Consider the following 19,527-nt stretch of genomic DNA (forward strand, 5'->3'; position numbering starts at 1 on the left):
ACGGCGGGCGGCGCGTCGTGGGTCTCGCTGCACCACGGCGGCGGCGTGGGCATGGGCTTCTCGCAGCACTCGGGCGTGGTGATCGTGGCGGACGGCACGCAGGCGGCGCACGAGCGTCTGGGCCGCGTGCTGCACAACGATCCGGCCACGGGCGTGATGCGCCACGCGGACGCCGGCTACGAACTCGCGCAGCAAACGGCGCGCGAGGCGGGTCTCAAGCTGCCGATGCTCGGCCGATGAGCGGCGCGAAAGCGATAGGCGGCGCGGTGCAGGCCGCCAGGCTCACGCTGTTGCGTGGCGCGGCGCTCGTGGCGTCGCCCTGGAAGAATGGCGGCGGCGTCACGCGCGAAATCGCGGTGGCGCACGTGGCATCGCGTGCTGGCGCGTCACTCGACGCGTTCGCGTGGCGCGTGAGCGTGGCCGATGTCGCGCAGGCGGGGCCGTTCTCGCGTTTCGAGGGCGTCGATCGGACGCTGGTGCTGCTCGACGGCGCGGGCATGCTGCTCGACGAATCGGGTCGCACGCATGTACTCACGCAGCCCCTCGACGTCGCGCATTTCGCGGGGGAAGCCGCGATCGACGCGCGCCTCGTGAACGGCGCCACGCGCGACTTCAACCTGATGGTGCGCCGCGATGCGGCGCGCGGCACGTTCGAAGTATGGCGCGCAAACGAGCGGCGCAGCATGCATGCGCAAACGGTATTGCTCTACTGCGCGCAAGGCGGTCAGGACGTGCGCGTGGATGGCGAACGCCACGTGCGCCTCGAAGCGGGCGACACGCTGCGCATCGATACGCTCGACGCGCAATGCCCCTTGCAGATCGAAACGCGCGGCGCGGGCGCCTTGCTCGCCGTGGCGCTCGATGTGCTGGACGCGCCACGGCAAGACACTACGGAAACGGCATCGCGCGATGCTGTGCACACCTGATGAAACGCACTCTCTGGCAAAACCTCAACGTGTGCCCGCATGGCGATCCGGGCCACGTCGTCGAGAACGCGGCGATTGCCGTAGAAGACGGCAAGATCGCGTGGCTCGGCGCCGCTGGCGGATTGCCCGCGCCGTTCAGCGAGTGGCCGTGCGAGGACCTGGGCGGCGCCTGGGTCACGCCCGGGCTCCTGGATTGCCACACGCACCTCGTCTACGGCGGACAGCGCGCCGATGAATTCGCGCAGCGCCTTGCGGGCGTGAGCTATGAAGAAATCGCGCGGCAGGGTGGCGGCATCGTATCGACGGTGCGCGCCACGCGCGCGGCCGACGAAGCCGCGCTGTTCGCGCAGTCGGCAACGCGGCTCGAAGCGTTGCTTGCCGAAGGCGTAACGGCTGTCGAGATCAAATCGGGCTACGGCCTCGATCTGGCGAGCGAGCGCAAGATGCTGCGCGTCGCGCGTCAGCTTGGCGAGCGTTATCCGGTCACGGTGCGTACGACGTTTCTCGGTGCGCACGCGTTGCCGCCCGAGTTCGCGGGCCGCGCCGACGACTATATCGACGAGGTGTGCGAACGCATGCTGCCCGCGCTCGCCGACGAGGGGCTCGTGGACGCCGTCGATGTGTTCTGCGAACGGATCGGCTTTTCGCTCGCGCAGAGCGAGCGCGTGTTCGAGGCGGCCGCGCGGCGCAAGCTCGCAGTCAAAATGCACGCCGAGCAGCTTTCCAATAGCGGCGGCGCGGCGCTCGCGGCGCGCTACGGCGCGCTGTCCGCCGACCATCTGGAGTTTCTCGACGAAGCGGGCGTCGCCGCCATGAAGAAAGCGGGCACCGTAGCGGTGCTGCTGCCGGGCGCGTACTACTTCATCCGCGAAACGCAGCTTCCGCCGCTCGACTTGCTGCGGCGCTACGAGGTGCCGATCGCCATTTCGACCGACAGCAATCCGGGCACGTCGCCTGCCACCTCGTTGCTGCTCATGATGAACATGGCGACCACGCTGTTCCGCATGACCGTGCCCGAGGTGTTGCAGGGCGTGACGCGGCATGCCGCGCAGGCTTTCGGCGACGCCGGGCGTCATGGCACGCTCGCGGCGGGTCGTCCCGCGGACTTTGCCGTGTGGACGGTGCAGTCGCTCGCGGAACTGGCTTACTGGATCGGCCGTCCGCTCTGCGCACGAGTGGTGCGCGGCGGCGAGACTGTCTTTGAGCGTCGCGCATTTGAGCGTCGCGTTTGAGCGCTATTTTCACGCATGAATCACACCATCGAAACGAATCCGACTTCGCGCGCGCTCTTCGCCGAGCACGCCTGGTTGCCCGACGGCTGGCGCCGCAACGTGCTGCTCGAATGGGACGCTGCGGGAACGCTGCGCACCGTGACGCCCGATCTGGCGCAAGCGCCTCAAGGCGTCGCGCGGGCGCCGGGCCCGATCACGCCTGGCATGCCTAATCTTCATTCGCATGCGTTTCAGCGCGCCATGGCTGGCCTCACCGAATATCGCGCGAACCCCACCGACAGCTTCTGGAGCTGGCGCGACCTCATGTACCGCTTCGCCGCGCGCATCACGCCCGACGATCTCGGGGCGATTGCGCGCTGGCTCTACGTCGAGATGTTGAAAGCGGGCTACACCTCTGTTTGCGAATTCCATTACGTGCATCACGGCAAGGATGGCCAGCGGTATGCGAGCCCCGCCGAACTGGCGCAACGCGTGGTGGACGCAGCGAGCGTGACCGGCATCGGCATGACGATGCTGCCCGTGCTCTATCAATACAGCGGCTTCGGCGCGCAAGCGCCGCGCGACGATCAGCGCCGCTTCATCAACACACCGGAACAGTTGCTCGGCATCGTCGAGGCGTTGCGTGCGTGGCAGCCCGAGCACGGCGCGTTGCGCTACGGCGTAGCGCCACATTCGCTGCGCGCCGTTTCGCACGACTCGTTGCGCGCGCTGCTGGAGGGCCTGGACCGCGCGCTTCCTGGTGCGCCCGTGCATATCCACATCGCCGAGCAGACGGCCGAGGTCGAGGCTTGCATGGCGACCGAAGGCGCGCGGCCGGTGCAATGGCTCCTCGACCGGTTCGACGTGAGCGCGCGCTGGTGCCTCGTTCATGCCACGCATATCGACGAGCGGGAGACCGCCGCGCTCGCACAGAGCGGTGCGATTGCGGGCCTGTGCCTCACGACCGAAGCGAATCTCGGCGATGGTATTTTCCCCACGCGCGAGTATCTCGATGCGGGTGGCGCGTTCGGCGTGGGCTCGGACAGTCATATCGGCGTGGACTGGCGCGCAGAGCTTCGCTTGCTCGAATACGGTCAGCGGCTCGTACGGCGCGAGCGCAATGTATTGGCCGCGACGCATCAGGCGCAGGTTGCCGACCGGCTGTTCGACGCAGCGCTCGCCGGCGGCGCCAGTGCAACCGGGCGCAAGGTCGGCGCATTGAAGGAAGGTGCGCGCGCCGACTGGATCGTGCTCGACGCCGAGCATCCGAACCTCGCCGAGCAAAAGCCGCTCACGTGGCTCTCGTCGGTCGTCTTCTGCGAGCATGGCGAAACGCCGGTGCTCGACGTCTATACCGGCGGCGTCAAAGTGGTGGAAGCGCGCCGCCATCGCGACGAAGCGCGCCTTTACGCCGACTATCGCGCGGCGCTCGCCAGGCTGCTGGCTGATGATTGAACGCGGGCCCGAACGCAAGCGCCATTCACGAGACAAATTTCGATGACCGATATCTTTTCACTGGAACGCGGCAGCGCGCCGCTTATCATTTCGATCCCGCACCTGGGCACGCACATTCCCGCCGCGATGCACGGTGAGTACACGGACGTGGCCCTCACCGTCGCCGATACGGACTGGCATCTAGATCGCCTTTACGCGTTTGCGAAGGAACTGGGCGCGACCGTGCTCGGCGCGCGCGTCTCGCGCTATGTGATCGACCTGAACCGCCCGCCGAACGACGAGAGCCTCTATCCCGGCCAGACCACCACGTCGCTGTGTCCGACCGAGACGTTTCGCGGCGAGCCCATCTACCGCGACGGCTGCGTGCCCGACGCGTCGGAGCGTCAGCGCCGCGTGCAGACGTTCTGGCAGCCGTATCACGACACGCTTTCCGCTGAAGTCAAGCGCCTGCGCTCGACGCACGCTAATGTGCTGCTGTGGGAGGCGCATTCGATCGCGAGCGTGCTGCCGCGCCTGTTCGAGAGCAAACTGCCCGACCTGAACATCGGCACCCAGGACGGCCGCACGGTGAACCCGGCGGCGCAGGCGCTCGCGGAACGCGCGGCGGCGGCAAGCGGCTATACATGGATCGCGAACGGACGCTTCAAGGGCGGCTACATCACGCGCCATTTCGGCGCGCCGCAGGACGGCGTGCACGCGATCCAGCTGGAGATGTGCCAGTCCGTTTATATGAACGAAACTGCGCCGTTCGATTACGTGCCCGCGCTCGCGGAGAAAGTGCAGCCCGTGCTGAGCGGGATGGTGGGCGGCGCGCTTGAGGCCATCGAGGCGATGAACGCGACTGCGGCGTGAGATTTCCCGGCGACCGTTAAGGCTGGGCTCGACGGTACGTCAGGGAACCATTTGCATATCGCCTGGCGCTTGCGGCGGCAGCTTGATAGAAAGGACTTTGAATTCGCCGCTGGTTGGCCCGGATCCCGCATGCACCGTCCCCTTCGGGATGATGATCAGGTCGCCAGGGTGAATCTGACGCTGCTCGTTTCCGAGCCAGAAAGTGCCGCTTCCCGAAATCACGTACTGGATCTCGTCAGAACCGCTATGAGTATGCTTGGGTACGTTACCGGTCTGCCCTGCAACGGTTCCACTCGGCGTGACGACCAGACCCTTCGAGCGCAGGGTGCCCATGTTCGGAATCTGTGGGCCGAGATCGGCGTCGGTCATGGCCGCCAGGTCGATGATCTGCGCCGTCAACGGCCCATCTGACGTTTGCGCTCGTGCTGGCGTGCATCCACTCGGCGGCGCATGCCCCGAATAGTCGCCTCGGCCGCGCGCCAACACTCGTGTCCTGGCGTTATGAAAGCGCCGTCGCACCCTTCCCCTCCCCGTCCCTCCACCGAATGGTGTTTTCCCCTAGCCGAAATCGGTTGCGGTCGAAAATCGGCTGCTCTACGATTCAATCAAATAAATTTTCAATGTGAAAATTTATTTGAAAGGTCTGGATCGAGAAGAGCAGGCGTGCAGCGTAAGCGGGATGGCAATTCAGGCGCTGGGTTAGCGCCGGCGATGGAAAGTCGCGACCTCTCGCGTGGCACTTTCGTATACGCGCTCCATCTGTTCGAGGCAGGCCGTGGCAGCGGCGGCAGCGGACTGGACGCCCGAAGCCGCCTCGGCCATCTTGAGCAGTACGGCGCGGCGTAGCGCTGCGTAGTCTTCGCACACGCGTGCGCCTTCCGGTGTGGTCGAGTAGTAGACGCCGGTGCGCGCCGTGCCGTTTTTTTCTACGAGTCCGGACTTGATCAGCTTACGTAGTTCGTACTGCATATTAGCTACGTCTTGCCGGTTGGTCATATGCAGAAGGTCGCGAATGGTCTTGGGCCGTTCGTGCATGTAAATGACGTGCATCAGTGCGTTTTCCTGTCCGCTCAGCGTGGCACCGGTGACGGCGGCCATGCATTCGGACTGCCAGCGCGAAAACGACTGATCGAGCCGCATGACGGCGTATTCGAGGTCGGTGATCTCGACGCTGAAGTCGTCCGTCGCGAGGTGCCAGCGATGTTCGGACCTGGCGGTGTTTTTCGGGGTTCTGCGTGATTTTTCGGTCATTGCGGAATCGCGCGGTTGCGGCCTGTGCCGTCGACTGGGTGGGGAAGGCGGGGCCGCCGCGAGGCAGCCCGTCGTGTAGACAAATTTTACTGCGACAGGATTGATATGAGACGAATTCTGGACACCAGGGATTTCATTCTCGGCACATTCGCGACGAACTGCTCGGGCGGGATGTCGGTGACGAAGATCGGCGAGCGCTGGGAGAACTCCTGGGAGAACAACGAGAAACTCGCGGTGATGCTCGACGAAGCCGGCATCGATTTCATGCTGCCCATTGCGCGCTGGATCGGCTATGGCGGCGAGACGGATTTCCACGGCTCGGTGCTGGAAACGATGACGTGGGCGGCCGGTCTGCTCGCGAAGACGCGCGACCTCACGGTCTTCGCGACCATCCACACGGCGGCCAACCATCCCGTGGTCGTGGCCAAGCAGATCGCCACGCTCGACCAGATCGGCGCGGGCCGCGCCGGCCTGAACATCGTGGCGGGCTGGAACCGCCCCGAATACGAAGCGCTCGGGCTGCCGCTCGCGGCTGGCCACGACCAGCGCTATGCGTATGCGCAGGAGTGGTTCGATGTGGTGCAGAAGATCTGGACCCACGAAGGCCCGTTCAACTGGGAAGGCGAGAATTTCCAGCTGAAGAATGTGTATGGCCTGCCGCGTCCGTGGAACGGCGAGCGTCCGCCTATCCTGAACGCAGCGGGCTCGGGCGAGGGACGCGCTTTCGCAATCGGCAATGCGAACTTCCTGTTCACGCCGGCGATCGATCTCGAGCGTTCGCGTACGGAAGTCGCCGAGCTCAAGCAGAAAGCCGCATCAGCGAACAAGGCGGTGAACGTGCTGACGTTCTCGCACGTGGTCTGCCGCCCAACCGAGGAGGAGGCGCGTCAGTATCTACAGTACTTCGCACAGGAGAACGCAGACTGGGGCGCGGTCGACAACCTCGTGGCGCTGCAGTTCGCGAATGCGCACTCGTTCCCGCACGACCTGCTCGCGCTGATCCGCGACCGCATGGCGGCGGGACACGGCGGCTACCCGCTCGTCGGCACGCCGCAGCAGGTCGCAGCGGGTCTGATTTCGCTTGCGGAAGCCGGATTCAAAGGCACGACGCTGTCGTTCGTGGACTATGTGAAGGAGTTCCCGTACTTTCGCGACACGGTGCTGCCCATCCTGGAGGCACACGGGTTGCGCAGCCCGCGTGAGACGCGCCGTGCGGCCTGACGACGCGAACGACGCCACGCCGCTCTCCAGGCGCTTCGTGCAGGCCATGCGCGGGTTCGCCGGCGCGGTTTGCGTCGTGACGGTCGTGGACGGCGACGAGCGCAGCGGCTTTACGGCGACCTCGGTGTCCTCGTTTTCGGCGGAGCCGCCCATGGTGGTGGCGTCGCTCAAGGCAACGAGTTCGTCGGCGGGATTGCTGGCGCGAACGCGACGCTTCGGCGTGAACCTGCTGCGCGCGGAGCATCGCGCGATTGCCGAGCGTTTCACCGGCTTTCGCGGCGAGCAGGGCGCCGCGCGCTACGGCGACGACGAGTGGGTGCAGATGACGCCGGACGGTGCTCCGCTCCTCGCCGACAGCGTCGTCGCCATGGACTGCGAGGTGGAGGAAATGCTCGTGCGTCACGGGCATATCCTCATCATCGGTCGCGTGCGCGCACTCGCGCGCGATGAGTCCGCGCCAAGCCCGCTCGTCTACTGGCAAGGACAATACACGGCGCTTGCCGGGCCGCTCGCAGCAGCACGCTGAGGCTTCCGGCAGCACGACAGTGCGCGGGCGCGGCGCGAGCCGGCCTGCCGTGCGATTCCTGATCATGTTGAACGCGCAAGCGCGGTGGGTCGGCTCGCCACCACGTTTGCCGTCCGGCGCCCGCGCGGCCCGTTGTGTACCATCGCAGAAGGGCCGATTTGCAGGGTTAACAATGATTTTGGAAATATTTAGATCTAAAATAAACTTGCCTCGTGCATGACAGTGACGCGTCGTGCGCCACAGGAAGATTACGTAAAGGGACGGTCATGGCAGAGCGGTCGTTTGTCGAGGAAGTGAAGAAGTTGCGCGTCGGCGGAGGCGAGGTATTCAGCGGCGAGGGCATTCTCGCCGTGACCAAGGCGCTGCTGGAGTCGGGCGTGGCCTATGTGGCCGGCTATCAGGGCGCGCCGATCTCGCACCTCATGGACGTGCTGGCCGACGCCCAGGACATCCTCAGCGACCACGGCATCCGATTCGAGAACAGCGCGAGCGAAGCAACGGCAGCCGCCTCGCTCGCCGCCTCGGTCAATTATCCGCTGCGCGGCGCGGTCACGTTCAAGGCGACGGTAGGCACCAACGTTGCATCGGACGCGCTGGCCAATCTCGCCTCGGGCGGAGTGACGGGTGGCGCGCTGATCATCGTCGGCGAGGACTATGGCGAAGGCTCGTCGATCATGCAGGAGCGCAGTCACGCCTTCGCGATGAAGTCGCAGATCTGGCTGCTCGATCCGCGCCCGAATCTGCCCTGCATCGTGCAGGCGGTCAAGGATGGCTTCGATCTTTCCGAGGCGAGCAACACGCCGGTCATGCTGCAATTGCGCATTCGCGCATGCCACGTACACGGCCAGTTCATTGCTTCGGATAACAAACGTTCAGCGTTCACCATCAAGGACGCGCTCGAAAATCCAGCACGCGACGTCAACCGCATCGTGCTGCCGCCCGCGAGCTTCCTGCACGAGCGCGAGAAGATCCATGAGCGCTGGCCGGCTGCCGTGAAATTCATCGAGTCGCGCGGGCTCAACGAATTCTTCGGAGACGACGCCCACGATATCGGCATCGCGGTACAGGGCGGCAGCTACAACACCGTATTGCGCGCGCTCGAACGGCTGGGTCTCGCCGACGTCTACGGCGAATCGCAGATTCCGCTTTACGTCATGAACGTCGCGTACCCACTCATCGACTCCGAATGGGAGCGCTTTTGCGGGGACAAGCGCGCGGTGCTCGTGATCGAAGAGGGGCAGCCGAACTTCGTTGAACAGAACGCGGGTGCGATTCTTCGCCAGTGCGGCGTGCAGGCGGCGCTGCACGGCAAGGACATCCTGCCGCTTGCAGGCGAGTACAACACGGCGACCGTGGTAAAGGGCTTGCGCGCTTTCTTCGAGCGATACGGTGTACTCCAGCCCCAGCCTGCGCCGCGCAAGGTGATTCCGGTGCTGGCCGTGCCGGCGTCTCCCGCAACGCGGAGCGTGACAGAAGCCGCGCAGCCCGTCGCCGATGCATTGCCCGTGCTCGATGACCACGTGCACGCGCGGCCACCTGGCTTTTGCACGGGCTGTCCCGAGCGGCCGATCTTCACGGCGATGAAACTGCTGGAGCGCGAGATCGGCCCGCATCACGTGAGCGCCGACATCGGTTGCCACCTGTTCTCGATTCTGCCGCCGTTCAATCTCGGCGCGACGACGATGGGCTACGGCCTCGGCAGCGCGAGCGCGGCTGCGCTGAACGCGCCAGCGGCCAAGCGCGCGATTTCGGTCATGGGCGATGGCGGTTTCTGGCACAACGGCCTTACGAGCGGCATCGCCAACGCGGTATTCAACAAGAGCGACAACCTGACCGTCGTCGTCGATAACAGCTACACGTCGGCGACGGGCGGCCAGGACATCCTCTCCTCGACGGCGCTCAACCCGACGCGCAGCACGGGACACGAGATCGAAGAAGCGGTGCGCGGTGTTGGCGTGAAATGGGTCAAGACAGTGCGCCGCACCTATGACCTGAAAGCCATGAAAGCCACGCTCAAGGAAGCGCTCACGACGGCCACGAAAGGCCCGAAAGTGTTGATCGCGCAAAGCGAGTGCATGCTCAACAAGCAGCGCCGCGAGAAGCCGAAGCAGCGCAAGGCGATTGCAGCTGGCGAGCGCGTGGTGCGCGAGCGCTTCGGCGTCGATGCCGATACGTGCACGGGCGATCATTCGTGTATTCGCCTCTCGGGGTGCCCTTCGCTGTCGATCAAGCCCAACCCCGACCCGCTGCGCACCGATCCGGTGGCGAGCGTGCTCGACAGCTGCGTGGGCTGCGGTCTGTGCGGAGAGGTCTCGCATGCGGCGGTACTGTGCCCATCTTTCTATCGTGCGCAGATCGTCAGCAATCCTACTCGTATGGACAAGCTGCGCCAGCGCGCACGAGACACGGTGATCGGCTGGCTGCAACGCCGTGGGGCACAGCGCCGCGCGCGCTATGCATTCTGATTCAGGAAATACACGATGAAAGCACAACCGATCAAGATCGCGATTCTCGCCATGGGCGGCGAGGGCGGCGGCGTGCTGGCCGACTGGATCGTCGACCTTGGCGAACACAACGGCTACCACGCCCAGTCCACCTCGGTTCCGGGTGTTGCACAGCGCACCGGCGCCACGATTTACTACGTCGAGTTGTTCCCGCTCGAATCAGGCGAAAGCCGTGCACCCGTGCTCGCACTGATGCCATTGCCAGGCGATGTGGACGTGGTGCTCGCCTCGGAGCTGATGGAAGCGGGGCGTGCGGTGCAGCGCGGCCTCGTGACGCCGGAGCGCACGACGCTCGTCTCTTCCACGCATCGCGTCTACTCGATTGCCGAAAAGGCCGCAATGGGCGATGGCCGCGTGGATAGCGAAGCGCTGATCGCGCACGCGAGCCGGGCCGCGAAGCGATACGTGCGCTTCGACATGGCCGAGGCCGCGCAAGCGAGCGGCAGCGTGATCAGCGCCGTGCTGTTCGGCGCGCTGGCGGGCACCGGCGTGCTGCCATTCAGCCGTCGCCAGTTCGAAGAGACGATCGAGCGCGGCGGCGTGGGCGTGAAGCCGAGCCTGCGGGCGTTTGGGCTCGCCTTCGACCGCGCAGGCGCGCAGGAAGCCGCCGAGACGGCGAGCGCGCCGGTCGACCTCAAACCCGCGCCGCGCGATGTCGCGGTGGCGCGGCTCGTCGAGCGCACACGGAAGGAATTGCCGACTGCGGTTCAGCCGATCGTACTCGAAGGCGTGCGTCGCTTGATCGACTATCAGGACCCCGCCTACGCGCGCCTGTATCTGGACCGTCTCGCCATGCTGCGCGCTGCTTTGCCGGCCACTGAGACCGTCCTGTTGCGCGAGAGCGCGCGTTACCTCGCGCTCTGGATGTCGTATGAAGATACGATACGCGTCGCGGACCTGAAGACGCGCGGCGCGCGTTTCGAGCGCGTGCGCAGCGAAGTGCAGGCGCAGACGGACCAGCTGTTGGCGATCAACGAATTCATGCATCCGCGCATCGAGGAAATCTGCGAGACGCTGCCCGCCGGTTTCGGTCGCTGGCTCGCACGGCCGCATTGGGTCCATCGGCTCGTGCGGCGTTGCACGCAGTCGGGGCGCGTCGTCAAGACCAGTTCGCTGCGGGGCTATCTGATGCTCTACGCCGTCGCGAGCCTGCGCGGCATGCGCCGCCGCACGCTGCGCTACGAGCTGGAAAATGCGCGTGTCGAAGCGTGGCTGGTTCAGATTGTCGGGACTGCAAAACTCAATCCGGCGCTCGCCACCGAAGTCGCGCAATGCCAGCGGCTCGTGAAGGGCTATAGCGATACGCACGCACGCGGACTGAAGAACTACCAGACGCTCATGGCGGCGGTGCAGAAGGCCGGCGCGCGACTCGCGCCAGCGACATTGCGCGAGCTGCGCGATGCAGCGCTGGCCGACGAGCACGGCCACAAGTTGAACGCGGCGCTCGTGCGTCACGCACTGGCTTGAGCGGCCAACGAGCATGGATTGAGCAAAAGGCATGACCAACCACACATTCAAACGCAAACACAAGATCTATTTTTCACTGCGCGCCGCAATCGAGCAGGCCGCAGCGTCGCACAAGGACTGAACAGGAGCACGAGCCTCGCGGCTCGATTGGATCAGGCACTACTGGGTTACTGGAGCAGTTTTTTCAGCGTGTTTAATCATTCGCCGCCTATCCTCGCGTTTTCGAGCGTCGGCCTCAAGGACACGGTGCACAAAGGTCTGCGATGTGAAGCCGCTGCGCCGCGCGGACGGCAGCGCGCTCGACGCCTGGAAAGTGACCGGCGAGTTTGTCGGCGTGCACATTGCCCGCGCGTTGTCAGGCGAGGAGGGCTATGCGACGACGGCCGCGCGCCCGATCATGCGCGGCGCCGGTCCGGCCGACGACTTCGAGATTGGCGAGGCGGCGAAGTTCAGGATGCGCAGGGCGAAAGCCGCTTGAACCTGAACTCGCTGTGCGCGGATCAGGCCGGCGGCCGATGCAGATCGAGGAGCAGACGCAAGGTGGCCTTGAGTTCTTCGGCCTTCGCGTTGCCGAGCGGCGCCAGCACGCGCTCCTCGTGCGCTCTGGCCTGCTTGATGAGTGCGGAAACGAGCTTTTGACCTTGCGGCGTGATGCGTACGAGCGTAACGCGGCGGTCCGTTTCATGCGGGATGCGCTTCACGTAGCCCTGTGCTTCCATGCGATCGAGCAGGCGCGTGACGGTGGGCTGCTTCGTGACGGAGACCTGGGCGAGCTGGCCAATGCTGATCGCCTTGCCCTCTGAGAGCGTGGACAGCACGCGCCAGTCGGACACTTCGAAGCCGGCTGCCTGGACGATCACATGGAACTCGCCGGAGATCAGCTGACTGACTTGCGCGAGCAGCGCAGGCGTGTAGTTATCGACAAAACCGCTGACAGGAGAATGACTCATACGTGGAAAACGCCTGCAATCAATAGGGCTGCAATCGGGCTGTGCCGTTGAAACGCAAACATACCATGCTGGCGCGTCCGCCCCCTTCAAAGGCACAGACGGAAAGGGAAAGGGGGGGGGTTAATCATGATTATGGATTGGTTTAGACATAAAGATAATTAGATACAAACGGCAACCCGGCAGGGCGTGACACGCGCCACGGCGAACCGCAGCGCATTCATTGACGATTGAACCAGGAACGGAGCACAACATGACGAGCAGTCTTGAGCAACTGACCATCGATCTGGCGAGCGGCCGCGTGCGCGTCGTGGACCTGACGCAAACGCTGTCGCCGGAATTCCCGGCCCTACAACTGCCGCCCCAGTTCGGCCAGGTCTGGGCGTTCAAGATGGAGAAAATCAGTCAGTATGACGAACAAGGTCCGGGTTGGTACTGGAACAACTTCTCGTGCGGCGAACATACCGGCACGCACTTCGACGCTCCTGTGCACTGGGTGACGGGTAAAGATCACGCGCGGAATTCCGTGGACACCATCGACGTGAAAAACTTCGTTGCGCAGGCTGTTGTACTCGATGCAAGCGCGGAGGTCTCCGCGAATCCGGACTGGCTGTTGAGCGTCGCATTTCTCGAAGCATGGGAGACGAAGCACGGCCGCATTCCGGCTGGCGCGTGGGTTCTCCTGCGTTCGGACTGGTCGAAGCGCACAGATTCCGCCGCCTTCCTGAACCTGCGTGAGGACGGCGCACACACGCCCGGCCCGACGCAGGAGGCGGTGGAATGGCTCATACACGAGCGCAAGGTTCACGGCTTTGGTGTCGAGACGATCAATACCGATGCAGGCCAGTCTTACGCGTGGCCCGTGCCGTATCCGTGCCACACGCTGATGCACGGCGCGAACCGCTATGGCCTGCAGTGCCTGAAAAATCTGGATCAACTGCCGGCCACGGGGGCGGTCATCGTGGCCGCGCCGCTGAAGATCCAGGGGGGATCGGGCAGCCCGCTGCGCGTACTCGCACTCGTGCAGGAATAAGCGGCGGTGTGCGCTCCGCAACGTAGCGGAGCGCATCTTGCCAAATCGCCGAAGCGAGAACGCGCGCATTGATTATTACGTATTACGAATCAAATTTGAGGGTGGAGATCGCCAATGAAGAAAACATACGCGCTTGCTGCAGCCATCGGCCTTGCAGCCCCGCTTGCGCATGCGCAGAGCAGCGTCAGCATCTTCGGCCTGCTCGATGCGGGCGTGTCGTACATCAGCAATCAGGGTGGCAAGTCGAATTGGCAAATGGCGGACGGCATTGCCGTGCCCAATCTTTTCGGCTTTCAGGGCACGGAAGATCTGGGCGGCGGATTGAAGGCAAAGTTTCGGCTTGTCAACCAGTTTTCGCTGGGCAACGGCTCGATCATCGCCTCGCCCAGCAATAGCTCGATCACGAGCGGCGGTTTGTTCGCCCGCGAGGCATGGGTGGGGCTGTCGAGCGACCGCTATGGCAGCCTGACGATGGGCCGTCAGCAGGACTTCATGGTCGACACGCTGCTCTCCGACGTGGGCGCGGATTCCGCGCTCTACGTGGGCGGCCTCTACAATTTCCGCGACGGCCCGTTTGCCGGTCTCGCCTTGCCGGATTCGCCGCCGAACGAGGCCTACGACTTCGACCATATGAACGGCGCCGAGGCGATCTCGAACTCGGTGAAGTACACGTCGGCCGACTATAGCGGCCTGAAGTTTGGCGGCCTATATGCATTTGGCGGCGCCGCGGGCGACTTCAGCCAGAACAGCGCGTCGAGCTATGGCGTGAGCTATGCGCGGGGGCCGCTCGCCGTGGGCGCCGCGTATACGAACGTGAAATACGCCGTGCTCGAAGGCGACAGCATCCGCAACTGGGGCGCTGGCGCACGCTATGCGCTGGGCGACGCGCTGCTCACGCTGCTCTATACCAACACGCACAACACCCACAACGGAGCGGGCGTCGAGATGGTGGAGGCGGGCAGTACGTACCGCGTGACGCCGGCCTTCGGGCTCGGCGCCAACTACATGTATATGTGGGGCAACGCGGGCGTCGACAATAACCACGCACACCAGGTGAATGCCGTTGCGCAGTACAGCCTCTCCAAGCGCACGATGGTCTATGCGGAAACCTCATTCCAGATCGCGAACGAGGGGGCGAACGCGGCCATCTGCGGCACGTTTGGTCCGTCAAGCAGCAATCATCAGTTTGTGGGGCGGGTAGGCATCCAGACGAAATTCTGATCGAGCCATCGTTACTCCTGCTCGACCGGCAGGATCAGGCGTTCCGGAATGACCGCCGGCGTGAGGCGCATGGCCACGTAGTAGAGCGCGCCCGGCACGATCAGGCCGAGAATCCACGAGATGTCGGTGCCGCCGAGTGCGTCGACGAAGGGGCCCGTATAGAAGTTCGTCGAGATGAACGGCATTTGTACGAGCACGCCGAGCACGTAGATGCCGATGGCCCTGGCGTTCCAGCAGCCGTAGCGGCCATCGGGGTTCGAGAGCGCCGGCACGTCATAGCGCGAGCGCGTGAAGCAGTAGAAGTCCACCAGATTGATCGCGCTCCACGGCGTGAAGAACGCGAGCAGGAACAGGATGAACGCCGTGAATTCCTTGAGAAACGAGTGGCGGCCCGCGAGTGCGACGAGCGTCGAGATGCCCACCATGCCGATGATGTATAGGAAGCGATGGTGCGTGGAGATCGCGCGCTTCGCACGAAACGCGCTCACGATCGTCGCCATCGACATGAAGCTGCCGTAGGCGTTGAGCGTCGTGACGGTGAGCTTGCCGAAGGCGATGCTGAAGTAGAGCATCGCGGCGACCGCGCCGCTCGCGCCAAGGCTCACGATGTACGCCACCTCATGGTGCGCGAACGCGTGGCCCGCGAGCGCCGCCGCAAACACGCCGAACACCATCGCCGCCTGCGCCCCGATCACCGAGCCGAGCCCAACGGCGAGGAACGTGCGCAGGGACGAAGTCGAGTGCGGCAGATAGCGCGAATAGTCGGCAACGTAGGGGCCGAATGCGATCTGCCACGAAGCCGAAAGCGACATGGAGAGCAGGAAGCTGGCGATCGAGAAGTGGCGGTTTGCCAGCAGCGCGCCGATATCGTGATGCGTAAAAAGCTGCGCGAACATGAACACGAACGCGAGCACGCCAATCACGCTGGCAATGCGCCCGACGAAGTGAATCGAGCGATAGCCGAGCAACGTCAGCACGACGATGAGCACCGCGAAAAGGCAGATGCCCGAAGTATCGGAAACGTTGAGCAGTTGCGCGGTGGCCTGACCGGCGAGCACCGTGCCGCTCGCGGAAAAGCCGACATACATGATGCAAACGAGCACGATCGGAATGGCCGCGCCGTAGACGCCGAACTGCACGCGGCTGGAAATCATTTGCGGCAGGCCGAGTTGCGGGCCTTGCGCGCCGTGCAGCGCCATGACCGTGCCGCCGATGAGTTGTCCCGCCAATAGCGCGATCAACGACCAGAAGACGTCCCCGCCAAGCACGACGGCGAGCGCACCGGTAATGATCGCGGTGACCTGCAGGTTCGCGGAAAGCCAGAGCGTGAACTGGCTGAACAGGCTGCCGTGGCGCTCCGCGTCGGGGATGTAATCGATCGAACGCGTTTCCAGGATCTTGCGGCCATCGGTTTCGAGGTTGGCGACGGATTCAGGCATGGCCACGGACGGCTCCGAACGTTGGGGTGAGTGCATGGCGCCCGCGGATCGCGGACGATGGGAATGTCCGCATGATGTTGTATAGACAACTTGGGTGGAATAGGGGATAACCCTCTCGATGGGTGGCTTACAGGAGCCACTCGATCGGCAGGACGGAGAAGAACCAGACGCTCAGTCGCTGGTTCCATGTGGTGTTCGGCTCGGTGTCGTAGCGAATGACCGTATCGTCGGAGAGGCGCGTCCAGTAGAGCCTGCCGTTCTCGTCGAGGTGCGCCTGATACGCGAGCTGCGGCACGCGCGTCCAGAACGCTTTTTCGATCCGGCTGGCGAGCACGGGGCTGTCGATCACGAGCCCGAGTTCGGTGTTGAGGTTGGCCGAGCGCGGGTCGAAATTCACTGAGCCGACGAATACACGCTCCGCATCCACGGCGAAGGTCTTGGCGTGCAGGCTCGACCCCGTGCTGCCGAACGGACCACTGCCTGCGCCCTTGCCCGCGGCTTTGTCCGTAGCCTTGCTGGTGCCCGCCGCGCGTCGCAGTTCGAACAGCTCCACGCCGCCTTTGAGCAGTGCCACGCGGCGCCGCGCGTAGCCGGAATGGACGGCTGACACATCGGTGGCCTCGAGCGAGTTCGTCAGCACGCGCACGGTCACGCCTTGGGCGGCGAGCTGGGTGAAGTATTGCGTGCCGACCTCGCCGGGCACGAAGTACGGCGAAACCAGATCGAGTTCACGGCGCGGATCGCCGATGATCTCGTGGAGTTGACCGAGGATGAGCGTTTCTTTGGGCGCTGTGCCGAGCGCTTTCGCCGGGTCGTCGCTGACCAGTTGCGTCCTGGCCCATTCGAGCGGCAGCGTGCCGTCCAGCAGGCGGCGCACGTCGGTGGTCTTGCGCAGCGATTCGATGTATTGCGCCGCGGCGGGATCGGTGCGCGCGGCAAGCGCGGCGCGATCGAGCGTGGCGAGTGCATCGGGCGCCACATACGGCAGGATTTGCGAAGTGGGGTAAGACGAAGCGCTGGTCCAGTAGCGGTCGAAGTCGTTCGCGACATCGGTGGCGGCGGGGCCGATGGCGAGCACGTCGAGGTCGGCGAACACGACGCCATCGGTCGCGCCGAAATATTCGTCGCCGATATTGCGGCCGCCAAGAATGGTCGCCACGCCGTCAGCCGTGAGCGACTTGTTGTGCATGCGCCGGTTCAGCCGCGAGAAGTCGGTGAGAAAGCCGATGGCTTTGGGCTTGCGCGTGACGAACGGATTGAAGAGCCGAACCTCGATGTTGGGATGTCCATTGAGCGCCGCGAGCGTGGGGTCCAGTGAGGACGGAATGCCGTTGTCGTCGAGCAGCAGGCGCACACGTATGCCGCGGTCGGCGGCCTCGCGCAGTTCTTCGAGCAACAGCGTGCCGGTAAGATCGTCGCGCCAGATGTAGTACTGGACGTCCAGCGTACGCTGGGCGTTGCGCACGAGCGCCACGCGCGAGGCGAAGGCGTCGAGCGGGTTCGCGAGCGGGTCGATGCCGGTGAAGTCGGGGTGGGTGGCGAGTTCGGCCGCTACGGCTTTGCCAAGTTGAGTCGATCGCGCCTCGGCTGACGTGAGCGCCGTGGTTTGCGTGCGCTCGCCGAGCGGGGGTAGCTGCTGACACGCGGCAAGCCCTGTGGCGAGCGCGATTGCGCATAGCGGCAACGCCATGGCGCACAGTTTTCGCGACCCGTTTGCAGCCAGCGCGATGAGCGATCTTTGCATGGAGCGTTCGCTTGTCCGTGTCGATCCCGCTTCGAGGCGCGAAACGCGGGGTTTCGCGAGTGAGCGTGCAACGAGGTTAGCTTACGCGATTGGCGTGGCAGGCACCACGCCAGGCGTACAGCCCCTGGACCCGTTATTCATGTGAACAGACCCGGGAGCGAACGCGTGGGTGGTGCGATCTTAGTGCGCGTCGAGCGCGGCTTGGGCGCGGGCGCGCGAGTCTTGCGCCGACTGGTTGCGCTCGGCCCTGGCGTCACGCGCTTCCTGGTTGAAGGTCTGGCGCGCCTCCGCTGTCCGGGCCCGCTGTTGACGGTTGGCCTCGCGAACTTCCATGCGCTTCTGGACGATCGGGTCGTTATGCGTCACCGTGGTGGCGGGTTGGCCTTCCTTGTTTGCCGGGGCGGGGGGCTGTGCAAACACCTGGCCCGCAAACAGGGCGCTGACCACGATGGCGACGACGGCAACGGTGCGAGTTCTGACTTTCATGAGTTTCTCTCCGGCAAATAACTTTGTATTACTAACTAATGCTCATGCTCCGGTAAGAGCGGGAGCGCGGCCTGTCGAGCGATCAGAGGCGGGTGGCCTCGGCTGCCCTTGTTTTTCAGAGCTTTCATTTTACTTTCGAGTTGAGGCAGGTCAACCCGAGGGAGGCTCTAGCGACGTGGCAGTGCGGCCGCGATGCGCCTATTCATAGGCCATTGAGGAATTTGCATGACAGATGGTCGCAGTTACGCGTTCTGTCACCGACGCAGCATGTCTGCAATCGTTTGTGTGAGCAACGTCTGCTTGTGTGCTTTCCGGTGAATCATCCCCACCGTGCGGATGAATGGCCGCCCGGGGAGCGGCATGAGTCGCAGATTCGGATCGCTCTGCCATTTGCCGCCTTGCAGTACGGGCAACACACTCACGCCCACGTCGTTGCGCACCAGCGAGACGATCGTTTCGATCGAGTTCAGCTCCAGGTATTCGAGCGGTTCGATGCCTAGCTCGCGCAGTGCGTGGTCGATCACGACGCCCGTCGGCACGCGCCGGTCGAAGCGCAGAAAACCGCGCTCGCGCAGGATGCGGCGCGCGTCGTCGCCGGGCGTCGCGCGGCTCGTCACGAGCATGAGGGGCTCTTCGTAGAGCGGCGTCCACGCGAGTGACTCGTGAAGCGAACCGTCTGCACTGCCAACCACGACGGCGAGGTCCACGTCGCCGACTTCCACCATGCGCGCCAGTTCGTTCGAGCGCGCCGAGGTGAGGCGCACTTCGAGTTCCGGGTGGCCCGTTTTCAGATGCGCGACGGCCAGCGAAAGCGCGCCGATCACCGACACCACCGCGCCGATGATGATCGAGCCGTGCATCGTGTCGCCCGCACTGGCGGGCAACTCGTCGATCAGCGCGAGAATGTGCTCGACCTTCGCGCAGACCTCGCGGCCTTCGCGCGTGAGCGCGACCTGGCGTGCGCGGCGATCGAAGATCTGCCGGCCGAGCGCCTCTTCGAGCCCACGCATCTGCAGGCTCACGGCCGCCTGGGTGAGCGCCGTTTTTTCCGCCGCCGTGGCGAACGACCCGCTGCGTGCGACGGCCTGCAAGGTGCGCAGCATGCGTAGGGTTAGCATGTAAATAAAACTTAAGTGTCGAGAATAAAATATTAATATTTTTTTGCCTGATCCTTCAAGATAATCGATAGATCGGCATGAGCCGTGCGCGCCGCAACTGAGTGCGGCGGTGCGCGTGCCGCTGCT

General features: G+C 64.4%; 18 protein-coding genes and 1 pseudogene. 12 read left to right on the top strand and 7 right to left on the bottom strand.

Going from position 1 to position 19,527, the window contains the following annotated elements; genetic code table 11:
• The 5 genes and pseudogenes from M3I56_RS20710 to hutG form a co-directional block, all read left to right on the top strand.
• A pseudogene (locus M3I56_RS20710) lies at positions 1-240 on the top strand (urocanate hydratase); the annotation flags it as partial.
• Positions 237-926, top strand: coding sequence for a HutD family protein (locus tag M3I56_RS20715; protein WP_254355600.1), 690 nt, complete (start codon positions 237-239; stop codon positions 924-926). The pseudogene M3I56_RS20710 and the gene M3I56_RS20715, both read left to right, overlap by 4 nt.
• Positions 926-2,158, top strand: a complete 1,233-nt coding sequence (gene hutI, locus M3I56_RS20720) for an imidazolonepropionase (protein WP_254355601.1) — start codon at positions 926-928, stop codon at positions 2,156-2,158. Before M3I56_RS20715 ends, hutI begins: the two co-directional genes overlap by 1 nt.
• Before the next feature lie 15 nt (positions 2,159-2,173).
• Positions 2,174-3,592: a formimidoylglutamate deiminase gene (locus M3I56_RS20725; RefSeq protein WP_254355602.1), complete on the top strand. Its 1,419-nt coding sequence runs from the start codon at positions 2,174-2,176 to the stop codon at positions 3,590-3,592.
• A 42-nt stretch (positions 3,593-3,634) separates the two neighbouring features.
• The gene (gene hutG / locus M3I56_RS20730; RefSeq protein ID WP_254355603.1) at positions 3,635-4,444 is read left to right on the top strand and encodes an N-formylglutamate deformylase; all 810 of its coding nucleotides are present in this window, start codon (positions 3,635-3,637) and stop codon (positions 4,442-4,444) included.
• A gap of 39 nt (positions 4,445-4,483) precedes the next feature.
• Here hutG and M3I56_RS20735 read toward each other — a convergent pair whose 3' ends face one another.
• Both M3I56_RS20735 and M3I56_RS20740 read right to left on the bottom strand, forming a co-directional pair.
• Positions 4,484-4,930 (bottom strand): cupin domain-containing protein, encoded by a 447-nt coding sequence (locus M3I56_RS20735; RefSeq protein ID WP_375541760.1) that lies wholly within the window; start codon positions 4,928-4,930, stop codon positions 4,484-4,486.
• A 213-nt stretch (positions 4,931-5,143) separates the two neighbouring features.
• A complete protein-coding gene (locus M3I56_RS20740; protein WP_254355604.1) occupies positions 5,144-5,695 on the bottom strand; it encodes a winged helix DNA-binding protein in 552 nt (183 codons plus the stop codon).
• Between the two features lie 105 nt (positions 5,696-5,800).
• On the opposite strand from M3I56_RS20740, the gene M3I56_RS20745 reads away from it, so the two are divergent.
• The 5 genes from M3I56_RS20745 (at position 5,801) to M3I56_RS20765 (ending at position 11,891) form a co-directional block, all read left to right on the top strand.
• The gene (locus M3I56_RS20745; protein ID WP_254355605.1) at positions 5,801-6,916 is read left to right on the top strand and encodes an LLM class flavin-dependent oxidoreductase; all 1,116 of its coding nucleotides are present in this window, start codon (positions 5,801-5,803) and stop codon (positions 6,914-6,916) included.
• On the top strand, positions 6,906-7,442 hold the full coding sequence (locus M3I56_RS20750; protein ID WP_254355606.1) for a flavin reductase family protein: 537 nt from the start codon (positions 6,906-6,908) through the stop codon (positions 7,440-7,442). Before M3I56_RS20745 ends, M3I56_RS20750 begins: the two co-directional genes overlap by 11 nt.
• Positions 7,443-7,708: 266 nt before the next feature.
• Positions 7,709-9,907, top strand: coding sequence for an indolepyruvate ferredoxin oxidoreductase subunit alpha (locus tag M3I56_RS20755; RefSeq protein WP_254355607.1), 2,199 nt, complete (start codon positions 7,709-7,711; stop codon positions 9,905-9,907).
• Positions 9,908-9,922: 15 nt separating this feature from the next.
• On the top strand, positions 9,923-11,413 hold the full coding sequence (locus M3I56_RS20760; RefSeq protein WP_254355608.1) for an indolepyruvate oxidoreductase subunit beta family protein: 1,491 nt from the start codon (positions 9,923-9,925) through the stop codon (positions 11,411-11,413).
• A gap of 265 nt (positions 11,414-11,678) precedes the next feature.
• Positions 11,679-11,891 (top strand): hypothetical protein, encoded by a 213-nt coding sequence (locus M3I56_RS20765; protein WP_254355609.1) that lies wholly within the window; start codon positions 11,679-11,681, stop codon positions 11,889-11,891.
• A gap of 22 nt (positions 11,892-11,913) precedes the next feature.
• On the opposite strand, the gene M3I56_RS20770 is transcribed toward M3I56_RS20765, so the two are convergent.
• Complete coding sequence (locus tag M3I56_RS20770) at positions 11,914-12,363, bottom strand: MarR family winged helix-turn-helix transcriptional regulator (protein ID WP_254355610.1); 450 nt, start codon at positions 12,361-12,363, stop codon at positions 11,914-11,916.
• Positions 12,364-12,613: 250 nt separating this feature from the next.
• On the opposite strand from M3I56_RS20770, the gene M3I56_RS20775 reads away from it, so the two are divergent.
• Positions 12,614-13,393 (top strand): cyclase family protein, encoded by a 780-nt coding sequence (locus M3I56_RS20775; protein ID WP_254355611.1) that lies wholly within the window; start codon positions 12,614-12,616, stop codon positions 13,391-13,393.
• A gap of 114 nt (positions 13,394-13,507) precedes the next feature.
• A complete protein-coding gene (locus tag M3I56_RS20780) occupies positions 13,508-14,614 on the top strand; it encodes a porin (RefSeq protein ID WP_254355612.1) in 1,107 nt (368 codons plus the stop codon).
• 11 nt (positions 14,615-14,625) lie between these two features.
• On the opposite strand, the gene M3I56_RS20785 is transcribed toward M3I56_RS20780, so the two are convergent.
• From M3I56_RS20785 to M3I56_RS20800, 4 genes are all read right to left on the bottom strand, one after another.
• Entirely contained in the window at positions 14,626-16,053 is a 1,428-nt protein-coding gene (locus M3I56_RS20785) for a cytosine permease (protein WP_254355613.1), read from the bottom strand.
• 127 nt (positions 16,054-16,180) lie between these two features.
• Positions 16,181-17,797 (bottom strand): phospholipase D family protein, encoded by a 1,617-nt coding sequence (locus M3I56_RS20790; protein WP_375541761.1) that lies wholly within the window; start codon positions 17,795-17,797, stop codon positions 16,181-16,183.
• 180 nt (positions 17,798-17,977) lie between these two features.
• The gene (locus tag M3I56_RS20795) at positions 17,978-18,283 is read right to left on the bottom strand and encodes a hypothetical protein (protein WP_254355614.1); all 306 of its coding nucleotides are present in this window, start codon (positions 18,281-18,283) and stop codon (positions 17,978-17,980) included.
• A gap of 254 nt (positions 18,284-18,537) precedes the next feature.
• Positions 18,538-19,401, bottom strand: coding sequence for a LysR family transcriptional regulator (locus tag M3I56_RS20800; protein WP_254355615.1), 864 nt, complete (start codon positions 19,399-19,401; stop codon positions 18,538-18,540).
• Between the last annotated feature and the right edge of the window lie 126 nt (positions 19,402-19,527).

This window comes from Paraburkholderia sp. CNPSo 3281 (assembly GCF_024206515.1).
In the GTDB taxonomy this organism is placed as follows: Bacteria; Pseudomonadota; Gammaproteobacteria; order Burkholderiales; family Burkholderiaceae; genus Paraburkholderia; species Paraburkholderia nodosa.